Annotated in this window: 8 protein-coding genes; 5 read left to right on the top strand and 3 right to left on the bottom strand. The window is 67.5% G+C overall.

Translation table 11 applies throughout. The annotated features are described in order from the left end of the window. The first annotated feature begins 124 nt into the window (after positions 1 to 124). From E5A74_RS02915 to E5A74_RS02900, 4 genes are all read left to right on the top strand, one after another. Positions 125 to 2635 carry a TonB-dependent receptor domain-containing protein gene (locus tag E5A74_RS02915; protein WP_135982647.1) on the top strand — a complete coding sequence of 837 codons (2511 nt, stop codon included), beginning with the start codon at positions 125 to 127 and terminating at the stop codon, positions 2633 to 2635. 146 nt (positions 2636 to 2781) lie between these two features. Next, complete coding sequence (locus tag E5A74_RS02910) at positions 2782 to 5271, top strand: TonB-dependent receptor domain-containing protein (protein ID WP_135982645.1); 2490 nt, start codon at positions 2782 to 2784, stop codon at positions 5269 to 5271. 167 nt (positions 5272 to 5438) lie between these two features. Further along, positions 5439 to 7283, top strand: a complete 1845-nt coding sequence (locus E5A74_RS02905; protein WP_135983180.1) for a HAMP domain-containing methyl-accepting chemotaxis protein — start codon at positions 5439 to 5441, stop codon at positions 7281 to 7283. Between the two features lie 104 nt (positions 7284 to 7387). Then, the gene (locus E5A74_RS02900; protein WP_135982643.1) at positions 7388 to 8422 is read left to right on the top strand and encodes a DUF2332 domain-containing protein; all 1035 of its coding nucleotides are present in this window, start codon (positions 7388 to 7390) and stop codon (positions 8420 to 8422) included. 10 nt (positions 8423 to 8432) lie between these two features. Here E5A74_RS02900 and E5A74_RS02895 read toward each other — a convergent pair whose 3' ends face one another. From E5A74_RS02895 to E5A74_RS02885, 3 genes are all read right to left on the bottom strand, one after another. Beyond that, entirely contained in the window at positions 8433 to 8870 is a 438-nt protein-coding gene (locus tag E5A74_RS02895) for a VOC family protein (RefSeq protein WP_135982641.1), read from the bottom strand. 117 nt (positions 8871 to 8987) lie between these two features. Next, a complete protein-coding gene (locus tag E5A74_RS02890) occupies positions 8988 to 9824 on the bottom strand; it encodes a MipA/OmpV family protein (protein WP_135982639.1) in 837 nt (278 codons plus the stop codon). A gap of 56 nt (positions 9825 to 9880) precedes the next feature. Further along, the gene (locus E5A74_RS02885; RefSeq protein ID WP_135982637.1) at positions 9881 to 10846 is read right to left on the bottom strand and encodes an SPOR domain-containing protein; all 966 of its coding nucleotides are present in this window, start codon (positions 10844 to 10846) and stop codon (positions 9881 to 9883) included. Between the two features lie 178 nt (positions 10847 to 11024). Between E5A74_RS02885 and E5A74_RS02880 the strand changes: the two genes are divergently transcribed. Next, entirely contained in the window at positions 11025 to 11741 is a 717-nt protein-coding gene (locus E5A74_RS02880; protein ID WP_135982635.1) for a ParA family protein, read from the top strand. Positions 11742 to 11751 lie beyond the last annotated feature (10 nt).

Here is an 11751-nt window from a genome sequence, read left to right as displayed (position 1 = left end):
TTTTCCTGAGGGAAGGGGGGGGCGCTTCACCCTGATATTTCTGGAATTTTACTGAGGTCTGCACCGGATCGCTCGGGGCTCTTCCTATAACGGATCAGCACAATCCTTTCGGGAGCATAGTTAAATGAAACGGGGTACCCTCTTCCTGGCAGCTGCGCCGCTCGCGCTTGCGACGCCGGCCCTTGCCGGGACGACGGCAAATACTTCGGCGGCGCCGAAGGTCGAAGCCGAAGCAAAGGCTGCGGAAGCGGACAAGGCGCAGGACAGCGCCAGGGAGCCCGCCAAGGAAGTGTTCTCGACCGGCGTCGCCAAGGGCCGCGACCGTCTCGACAGCGCCACTTCGACCAGCGCGCTGCGCGCGGCCGAGGTCGACAAGCTCGGCGCGCGTTCGGTCGCCGAGATCCTGCGCAACATCCCGGGCATCCGCTCCGAGGCCGCCAGCGGCGAGGGCAATGCCAACATCACCATCCGCGGTCTCCCGATCGCCTCGACCGGCGCCAAGTTCCTGCAGCTGCAGGAAGACGGCCTGCCGATCCTCGAATTCGGCGACATCAGCCTGAGCACCGCCGACGCGTTCCTGCGCGCCGACCTCAACCTCGCGGCGGTCGAAGCGATCCGCGGCGGCTCGGCCTCGACCTTCGCGTCGAACTCGCCCGGCGGCATCGTCAACTTCATCTCGAAGACCGGCGACACCGAAGGCGGCGCCGTCCAGCTCTCGAGCGGCCTTGACTATGACATGCGCCGCATCGACTTCGATTATGGCGCGAAGATCAGCGACACGCTGCGCTTCCACGTCGGCGGCTTCTATCGCGACGGCCAGGGCCCGCGCGCGACCGGCTTCACCACCGCGCAGGGCGGCCAGATCAAGCTGAACGTCACCAAGGAGTTCGACGGCGGCTATATCCGTTTCTACGGCAAGTATCTCGACGACCGTTCGCCGATCTACGACGTGACTCCGATCGCGGCGAGCGGCACCAACAGCGATCCCGAGTACAACACGATCACCGGCTTCGATGCGCGCCACGACACGCTGTTCACCCGCAATTTCCAGCGCGTGACCGGCCTCGACGGCAACAACAACGTCTCCAACCACGACAACCGCAACCACGTGCTGGTCAAGTCGTTCGGGATCGAAGGCAAGTTCGAGCTCGCCGGCTGGGACGTGATCGAGAAGTTCCGCTACGCCGACATCTCGGGCCATTACATGGGCGTCAACTACGCCCAGTTCGTGCCCGCAGCGGCGCTGGCGCCGGCGTTCGGCGCGCCGGGCGGCACGATCCGCTTCGCCACCGGCGCCAATGCCGGCCAGACGATCACTAACCCCACCACGCTCAACGGCAACGGCCAGGCCGCGATGCTGCTGATCGCCGACGCGAAGCTCAACAGCCTCGACAACGTCACCAACGATGTGCGTGCCAGCAAGGTGTGGGACGTCGCCGGCGGCGATCTGACCACCACGGTCGGCCTGTACAGCTCGCACCAGACGCTCGACAGCGATTGGGCGTGGGGCACGGTGTTCAGCGACGTCAATGGCGGCGGCAACGGCAATCTGCTCGACATCGTCACCGCGACCGGCACCAAGCTGACCCAGGACGGCGTGTTCGCCTATGGCATCGCCGGCGCCGACACGCTGCGCCGCGGCTATCGGATGGGCTACACCACCAACGCGCCGTTCGGCTCGGTCAACTTCCACATCGGCAAGCTCGCGATCGGCGGCAGCGCCCGCTACGATTTCGGCCATGCCAAGGGCACGCTGATCGGTGCCGAGCTCGGTGACGGCCGCGTCGGTCGTGCCGCGAAGGACATGAACGGCGACGGCGTGATCTCGGTCCCCGAGATGAGCGTCGCGATCCTGCCGCTCACCCGTCCGGGCGTCGTCGACTACAAATATGACTATCTGTCGTGGTCGACCGGCGTGAACTTCCGCATCGCCGAGCCGATCGCGGTGTTCGCCCGCTACAGCGTCGGCGGCCGCGCCAATGCCGATCGTCTGCTGTTCAGCCCGATCGTAAACACCAATGGCGGCCTCGTCTATCCCGAGGCGGCGGTCGACAAGGTCAAGCAGGCCGAGGCCGGCGTGAAGTACCGCAAGGGCGGTCTCACGCTCAACCTCACCGGCTTCTGGGCCAAGGCCGAGGACACCAATATCGACTCGACCAACGGCGACATCATCGCGCGTGAATATCGCGCGATGGGCGGCGAGTTCGAGGGCGGCTTCCGTTCGGGCATCTTCAGCCTGACCGCGGGCGCGACCTACACCGATGCCGAGATCGTGACCGATTTCGTCAACCCGGCGATCGTCGGCAACACGCCGCACCATCAGGCGAAGGTGATCTTCCAGGCGACGCCGCAGATCACGACCGATGCGTTCGACATCGGCGCGACCTTCATCGGCACCACCGGAAGCTATGCGACCGACGACAATCTGCTGAAGGTGCCGGGCTTCGTCACCACCAACGCGTTCGTGCAGTTCCGCCCGGTCGACCGGGTGACGCTCGCAGTCAACGCCAGCAACCTGTTCGATGTGCTCGCGATCACCGCGATCGACGATCCGACGCTTCCGGCGGCGGGCGTGGCCAAGGGGCATGTCCTCACCGGCCGCACGATCTCGGCTTCGGTCCGCTTCGACTTCTGATCGACCCACCGCCCGGGCCGCCCTCGCGGCCCGGGCCCTTGCTTACGCTCGTGTTTCTGTCGCGGCCAACGCGGCCGGCAGAGAGAGCGTCTCATCCCACGCGCCAGTCAGAATGACGGCGTTTTTTCAGAAAGTTAGGTAACAAGATGAAGAAGTATCTGCTGTCGGCCGTCGCGCCGTTCGCGCTCGTCGCTCCGGCGCTCGCCAATGAAACCCCGCCGCCGGCGCCTGCCGCGCAGAGCGAGACCGAAGCGCCCGCCAAGAAGGCCAATGAGGAAGTCTTCTCGACCGGCGTGGCCAAGGGCCGCGACCGCCTCGACAGCGCGACCTCGACCAGCGCGCTGCGCGCGGCCGACGTCGACAAGATCGGCGCCCGCTCGATCTCCGAGATCCTGCGCGCGATCCCGGGCATCCGCGCCGAAGCCTCGACCGGCGAAGGCAGCGCCAACATCACCATCCGCGGCCTGCCGATCGCCTCGACCGGCGCCAAGTTCCTGCAGCTGCAGGAAGACGGCCTGCCGATCCTCGAATTCGGCGATATCGCCTTCGCGACCGCCGACACCTTCCTGCGCGCCGACCTGAACCTCGCCGCAGTCGAAGCGATCCGCGGCGGCTCGGCCTCGACCTTCGCGTCGAACTCGCCCGGCGGCATCGTCAACTTCATCTCGAAGACCGGCGACACCGACGGCGGCGCCGTCCAGCTGTCGACCGGCCTCGACTACGGCATGCGCCGCATCGACTTCGACTATGGCGCGCACATCAGCCCGACGCTGCGCTTCCATGTCGGCGGCTTCTACCGCGACGGCGAAGGCCCGCGCGCGACCGGCTTCAACTCGACCCGCGGTGGCCAGATCAAGCTGAACATCACCAAGGAATTCGAGGGCGGCTATATCCGCTTCTACGGCAAGTACATGGACGACATCACGCCGGCCTATGACATCACCGCGCTCGGCGTGAGCGGCACCAACGACAAGCCGGTCTACAAGAACATCGCCAATTACGACGTTCGCCACGACAGCCTGTTCTCGCGCAACTATCAGAGCCAGCTGACGCTCGACGGCAACAACAATCCGGTGCTCGACGACGTCACCGCCGGCCAGCATCCGATCGTCAAGTCGATCGGCGTCGAGAGCAAGTTCGAAGTCGGTGGTTTCGACATCACCGAGCGCTTCCGCTACGCCGACATGTCCAACCATTACATGGGCATCTATTACGCGCAGTTCGTCCCGGCGGCGGCGATGCCGACCGCGTTCGGCGTTCCCGGCGGCTCGCTGCGTTACGCCAGCGGCCCGAATGTCGGCACGGCGATCGCCAATCCGACGACGCTCAACGGCAACGGCCTCGGCGCGCTGATGATGCTCGCCGACACCGATCTGAACAGCCTGCGCAACGTCACCAACGACATCCGCGCCAGCCGCGTGTGGAACGTCGGCGGCAACGACCTGACCACCACGGTCGGCCTGTACAGCTCGCACCAGACGATCGACTCGGACTGGAACTGGGCGAGCGTGCTCAGCGGGATCGCCAGCAACGGCGACGCCCAGCTGCTCGACGTCGTCACCCCGACCGGCGTCAAGGTGACCCAGGACGGCACGCTGCGTTACGGCGCGCCGACCAACCCGGCGCAGTTCAACCGCGGCTACAAGCTCGGCTACACCACCAACGCGCCCTTCGCTTCGGTCAATCTGAAGATCGGCGGCGTGGCGATCGGCGGCTCGATCCGCTACGATTTCGGCAAGGCGAGCGGCACCGTTCTCGGTTACGACCTCGGTGGCGGCCGCGTCGGCGCCGCACCGGTGGACATCAACCGTGACGGCGTGATCGCAGTCCCCGAAATGGCGGTTGCGGTGCTTCCGCTCACCCGTCCGGCTCCGGTCGACTATGACTATGGCTATCTGAGCTACTCGGCCGGCCTGAACTGGCGCATCGCCGAGCCGCTCGCGGTGTTCGCGCGCTACAGCCGCGGCGGCCGTGCGAACGCCGACCGTATCCAGTTCGGTCCGTTCATCAGCACGACCGACGGCCATCTGATCGACAAGGACGCCGATGTCGACGTCGTCCATCAGGCCGAGGCGGGCATCAAGTATCGCAATGGCGGGCTGACGCTCAACGTCACGGGCTTCTGGGCCAAGGCCGAGGACACCAACCTCGACTCGACCACCGGCCTGCCGCTCGTGCGCGACTACAAGGCAGTCGGTGCCGAGTTCGAAGGCGGCTACAAGATGGGCATCTTCAGCCTGACCGCCGGCGCGACCTACACCGACGCGGAGATCACCCGCGACGCGATCGATCCGACGTTCGAGGGCAACACCCCGCAGCACCAGGCCAAGCTGATCTACCAGATCTCGCCGCAGGTCACGACCGACCGCTTCAGCGCGGGCGCGGTGATCGTCGGCACGACCGGCAGCTACGCCACTGCGGCGAACACGCTCAAGGTGCCGGGCTACACGACGACCAACGCGTTCGTGCAGTTCCGTCCGCTCGATCGCGTGACCCTCGCCGTCAACGCAGCGAACCTGTTCGACGTGCTCGCGATCACCGCGATCGACGACGCGGTGATCCCGGCGGTGGGCGTGGCGCGTGCGCACGTGCTCAACGGCCGCACGATCTCGGCATCGGTCCGCTTCGACTTCTGATCGGAAAAGAGCCCGGGCCGCTCCGCGCGGTCCGGGTTCGTCATTCATCAAACCCGTTTGCCATGCCGCGGTTGCCGCGCGCTCGAAGGGAAATGGGGCGCATTCGGGCCGATCTGTGCGGAGCGGTCTATAATGCATTGAGAAAACGAAAGAGCAAAGTGGTGAACATGCTGAAATCGATGAAAATCCCCCGGAAGCTGGGTCTGTCGTTTCTGACGATCTGCGCGACTGCGGCGATCGTGATGCTGGTGTTCTTCACCAACATCTCGTCGATCCGCAGCACGACTGATGCGAACAATCTGAGCCAGTCGATCCACGCCAAGACGCTCGCGCTCGAGACCTCGCTGCTCCGGCAGAACAGCCAGATGCGCGGCTTCCTCGTCACCGGCGACGAGAGCTATCTCAAGTCGTACAACGAGGGCCGCGAGGATTACGACAAGACCTCGGCCGAGCTCGAGGACCTTCTCGTCGATCCCAAGCAGGAATCGGCGTTGCTCAAGTCGCGCGAGGAAACCCTCGCATGGCGCAAGGATTGGGGCGATCGGCTGATCGCCAAGGTCAAGGCCGGCCAGCGCGACGCGGCGGAAGCCGAAGTCCGCGCCGCCGGCAAGGCCGTGCTGACCAGCAACGCGGTGCTGCCGCTGCGCGAGATCAAGGACACCCAGACCAAGCTGATCGAGGAAAATGGCGCGAGCCAGGAAACCGCGATCAAGACCGCGCTGTTCGTCCTCGTCGCCGGCGCGATCGCGCTGATCGGCATCGCCATCACGCTCGCGATGATGCTCACCGGCCTGATCGCCAAGCCCGTCAGCGGCCTCACCAAGACGATGGCCGATCTCGCCGCAGGCAAGAACGACATCGCCGTGCCCGACACCGATCGCGGTGACGAGCTGGGCGACATGGCGCGCGCGGTGCTGGTGTTCCGCGACGCCGCGGTCGCCAAGCAGGCCGCCGAGGCCGCCAATGCGCGCGCCGAAGCCGAGCAGAAGATGGTCGTCGAGACCGTATCGGCGCAGCTCTCCGAGCTCGCCAACGGCAATCTCACCGCCGAGATCAGCCGCGATTTCCCGGGCGACTATGCGACGGTGAAGACCAATTTCAACGCCGCGGTCGGCGAGCTGCGCGGGCTGATCGGCACCGTGATGCAGAGCGCCGCGACGATCCGCGACGGCTCGAACGAGATCGCCCAGGCCTCCGAGGATCTGGCGCGTCGCACCGAAGCCAATGCCGCGAGCCTCGAGGAGACTTCGGCTGCGGTGACCCAGATGGACGGCCGCCTCAAGGCGACCGCCGCCGCCGCCGGCCGCACGGTCGAGCGCGCCGACGGGACGATCGTCACGGTTTCGGCGGGCCGTTCGACCGCCGACGAGGCGATGCAGGCAATGACCCGCGTCGCGGACTCGGCCAAGGGCATCGACAGCGTCATCGAGGGCCTCGACAAGATCGCCTTCCAGACGCGGGTTCTCGCGATGAACGCCGCCGTGGAAGCGGGGCGCGCGGGTGAAGCAGGCCGCGGCTTCGCGGTCGTCGCCGACCTCGTCTCGGCGCTGGCGATGCGCGCCGAGGAAGAAGCCGGCCGCGCCCGCGATCAGCTGACCGCCACCCAGACCGACATCGTCGCGGCGGTGGAGATGGTGCAGAAGGTCGACACCGCGCTCGCCGACATCTCGGGCGACGTGGGCGAGGTCCACAAGCTGCTCGGCGACATGGCCTCGGACAACCAGGCCCAGTCGACCGCGATCAGCGAGATCTCGATCGCGATCGGGACGATGGATCAGTCGACCCAGCAAAATGCCGCGATGGTCGAACAGACCTCGGCAGCGGCGCGCAACCTGAGCGGCGAAGTCGCCGCGCTCAGCGAGCAGGCGTCGCGGTTCAATGTCGGCGCGGCGGGCAGCGTCCGCGCGAGCAAGACGCAGATCCGCTTCGATGGCCCGGTCAAGCCGCTTCCGGCGGCCGCCGTGCCCGCGCTCAAGCGCACCAACGGCCACGACGACTGGGCATCGTTCTAAGCCAGCACCGGGTTGCCGCCCCGGCGGGGGCGGCGGGGCGGCAGCCCGGCGGTTGATGACGGGGGCGCAAGCGCCGGCGCAGATGTGCCGGCGGCGGGAGGAATATGGACAAGTTTTCTGGGAGCCGCGGCGAATTCGTCCGTCAGGCGGATATCGCCCGCGCGCTCGGCTCGCCCTTCGTCGCATCGGTACTCGAGGCCGGCGAACGCCATCTCGCCCGGGCGCCGCGCACCGCCGCGTTGATCCAGTCCTGGCCGGGCGATCCCTCGGCGGCGGCATTGGCGATGCGCTTCAATGCCGCGATCCACGCGCTGGCGCGGCGCGGCCGCCCGCGGCGGCTCGAATCGCTCTATCGGCGCCAGCATGACGATTTCGACGGCGCGCTGTGCGCCGCGCTGGTCAGCGAGGACGATTTCATCGCGCGCTGGATGCGCCAGCCGACCCAGACCAACGAAGTCAATCGCGCCGCGGCGATCCTTGCCGCGCTGATGGTCGCGGGCGAGCGGTTCGGGCTGCCGTTCGAGCTGCTCGAGCTCGGTTCGAGCGCCGGGCTCAATCTCAACCTCGCGCACTACGCCTATGATCTCGGTGGAGTCGCCGCGGGCATGCCGGGTTCGTCGGTGCAGATCGCGCCGACCTGGCACGGCGCACCGCCGCCCGACGCCGCAGTCGAGGTTTGCGGCGCGCGCGGCGTCGACCTCCACCCGCTCGACGTTGCCGACGAGGCGACGCGCGAACGGCTGATGTCGTTCGTCTTCGCCGATCAGCCGGCGCGTGCCGAGCGCCTTGGCAATGCCATCGCGCTGGCCCGGCGGCATCCGCCGCTGATCACCTGCGGCGATGCGGTATCGTGGCTGGCCGATCAGCTCGACGTGCCACAGCCCGAGGGGCGCTGCCGCGCGATCTTCCATTCGATGGTGCTGCAATATCTCGGCCCCGAGGACCGCAAGGCGGCAACCGACCTGATCGCCGCTGCCGGCGCGCGCGCCACTGCCGATCGGCCGCTGGCGTGGATCAGCTTCGAATGGACGCAGGCACGCACCGAGGTGCAGCTCTGGCTCACGACCTGGCCGAGCGGCGAGGCGCGGCACCTCGCGACTTGCCACCCCTATGGCGCGTGGATCGACTGGCGCGGCTGAGCCGAGCGCCTCACATCCGGAACGCGATCTTCACCGCTTCGGTGCTGCGATCCGCATCGCCGTGATGCACCGCCTCGATATTGTTGCCGTCGGGATCGAGCAGGAACGCGGCGTAGTAGCCCGGGTGATAGTTGGCGCGGTCGCCCGGGGCGCCGTTATCCTTGCCGCCCGCGGCGAGCCCGGCCTGGTAAAAGGCATCGACCATCGCATGGTCCTTGGTCTGAAAGGCGAGGTGGTGGCGGCCGGTGAGCGCGCCCTGCGCCCCGGGGCCGTCCTTGGTCGAGATGAACAGCTCGTCGGCCCAGAAATGCGTCTCGGCCTCGCCGCCGATCGGAATGCCGAGCACGTCGAACAGCGCCTGATAGAAGCGGCGGCTGGCGGCGAGGTCGCGGACGACGAGCTGGACATGGTCGATCAGGCGGCCGCGATACAATTCCATGCTTTCCATGGCGGGGACTCCTGGCTGGCAGAGCTTCGAACAAGGATCGTCCCCGGGCGTTCCGCGCGCGATCGCAGTCGGCGACGGCGCGTGCCCCGCGCCCGATCGTCCGAACCTGCGCCGGCCTCAGCGGATCCCGGTGTTGAAGGTGAAGGTGAGCGCCGCGCCTCCCGAAAACTGGTCGCGCGAGCCGATCGAGCGGACGATCGGCGAATCGGCGGCATCAGCGATCAGCCGCTCATATTTGACATAGCCATAGACGCCCCAGCTGCGGTCGAGCTGGAACAGGGTGGTGGCGCTGGCGCCGACCGAGTGGATGCCGCCATCGGGGCGATAGACCGCAAGGCCGGTGCGCGCGCTGGCCGCCGGGTTCACGCCGAAATAGGCTTCCTGATATTTCCGGTCGGCGAGGACGAAGCGGGGCCCGACCGAGAACAGCCATTTATCGCCGTCGCGCGCGACATAATCGAGCATCACGTCGCTCACCAGGCCCTTGTGGCCGGTCACGCCCTTGCGCAGCTCGCCGCGTGCGCGGATCGACGATCCGATCCACAGCTCGCCATAGCCGCCGGCTTCGAAGCTGGTGCCGACTTCGTCGACGGGAAGATCGGCTTCGCTGCGCCGCCGGCTGCCTTCGACCCGGAACGAGGGGCCGAACGCGAAGCCATCCTTCTGGACGATCGCGATCGAGACTCCCTGATCGGCAGCCTCGAAGGTGAACGGCTTGTCGCCCCGGGTGACCGAGACGTCGTAGAGCGGGAGCAGCAGGTTGCGGTCCGAGCCGGGGAAGCGCGGACGGATCTGCGGGCCGAGCGCGACGCGCGCGCGCCGGGTTTCCTTTTCGACCGCCGGGGAGTCGACGAGGGAGGGGGACGTCGCGGTCGGATCGGCCTCTTGCGCGGCGGCACCGGTTGCAACGACGAGGGCGGGAAGGGCAGCTACGGCCAGCAGGGCTTTGATCATGGGCGCGAAACGCGCTGCGCATGACTTTGTTGCGGGCGCGAAGCGATTTCCTGTGCCTAGCGTGCGACGGGCACGCAGGGCTTGACCGCGCCGCACGCCGCGGACGCTGCGGCACGCGAGGCATAGGGCCCGACGAGGAGCTTGGTCAGCGCGCCCGTCTTGACGAAATAGGGCTGGCGGCCGGGGAAGCGTCCGCCGATCTGGCCCCACAGCTTGCGCGCATTGCCGGGATCGCCGAACGCGCCGAGCTGGACGCGCCAGCCGCCATCCTGCGCCGCGGGGGCGGGGCGGGGCGGGGCCGATGCCGCCGTCGCGGGTGCGGCACCCGGAGTCGGCCGCTTCACCGGGGGCGGCGCGGGGCGGCTGACCGAAGGCGCGGGCGGGCGGGTGGTGACCGAAGGCGCGGTGCCGTCCGCCACTTCGACCGGCGGCAGCGGACGCCCGCCCCGGTTGAATTCCTCTTCGTATTTGCGCGCGAGGGCGAGGCCCTTCTGACGGTCGTCGAGCGGCATATACTGGTCCATCTGGCCGCGCGCCTTGATCGCCGCGTCGAGCCCCGAGGACGAAGCGCGGACCATCAGCGCATAGGCGCGGACCCAATCCTTCTGCACCGCGTCGCCGTTGAACAGCATGATGCCCAGAATATATTGCGCGCGGGCATCGCCGCGGGCGACCGCGCGCTGGAGCCACTGCACCGCCTCGGCGCGCTTGCCGTTTTCGAACAGCGCCAGCCCGTAATAGCCTTCGGCCTGCTCATGGCCCTGCAGCGCGGCGCGGCGGTACCAGGCCTCGGCCTGCTTCATGTCGGTGGGGACGCCGCGGCCCAGCTTGTAGGCCTGCCCCATGTTGAACTGCGCATCGGCGCTGCCATGCTCGGCGGCGGGCCGCCATTTCTCGACCGCGGTGCGATAGTCGCCGCGCTCATAGGCGTCGACGCCTGCCCGGACCGGATCCTCCTGCGCGCATGCGGGCGCCACGAGCAGCAACGCGCCCGCGCTCGCCGCCATCCACAGAGACTTCATTCCGAGCACGCTCCACGCCCCTCAACAAACTTAATAAATGCCACTTAACCGACGACAGGCAAAGATATCCTTACTCGCGCGGAAACCAAAACACGTCCCGCGGCGAAACGCGTTAACCGGTTCTTATCGACCCGCATGGCATCAGGCAGTTCGCACTACCGAGTTTTCGAGGGGGTTCATGCGCGTTCTAGCGATGGCATCGCAGAAGGGTGGGTCTGGCAAGACCACGCTGTCCGGTCACCTTGCGGTGCAGGCACAGCTGGCTGGCCACGGGCCTGTCGTTCTCATCGATATCGACCCGCAGGGTTCGCTCTCCGATTGGTGGAACGAGCGCGACACGGAGTATCCGGCGTTCGCGCAGACCACCGTCGCGCGGCTCCAGGCGGATCTCGAGGTCCTGCGCCAGCAGGGCTTCCGTCTCGCGGTGATCGACACGCCACCCGCCATCACCATGGCGATCCAGAGCGTGATCCAGGTCGCCGAGCTGATCGTCATCCCGACGCGTCCGTCGCCGCACGATCTGCGCGCCGTCGGCGCCACGGTCGATCTGTGCGAGCGCGCCGGCAAGCCGCTGATCTTCGTGGTCAACGCCGCGACGCCCAAGGCGCGAATCACGTCGGAAGCCGCGGTCGCGCTGTCGCAGCACGGCACCGTCGCGCCGATCACGCTCCACCATCGCACCGATTTCGCCGCGTCGATGATCGACGGCCGCACCGTGATGGAGACCGATCCCAACGGCAAGTCGTCGGGCGAGGTCGCGGGTCTCTGGGCCTATATCTACGATCGGCTCGAGAAGAATTTCCGCCGCACCGTGTTCGCGGCGCCCACCCAGCCGGTGAGCCAGTTCGGCGCCGCGCGGCCCCAGGGTGGCTTCGGCCGCCGGGTCATGAGCTGAGGAGGTCGCG

The sequence above is a fragment of the Sphingomonas naasensis genome (assembly GCF_004792695.1).
GTDB classification, from domain to species: domain Bacteria; phylum Pseudomonadota; class Alphaproteobacteria; order Sphingomonadales; family Sphingomonadaceae; genus Sphingomonas; species Sphingomonas naasensis.
This window is presented reverse-complemented; position numbering and strand designations above follow the sequence as displayed.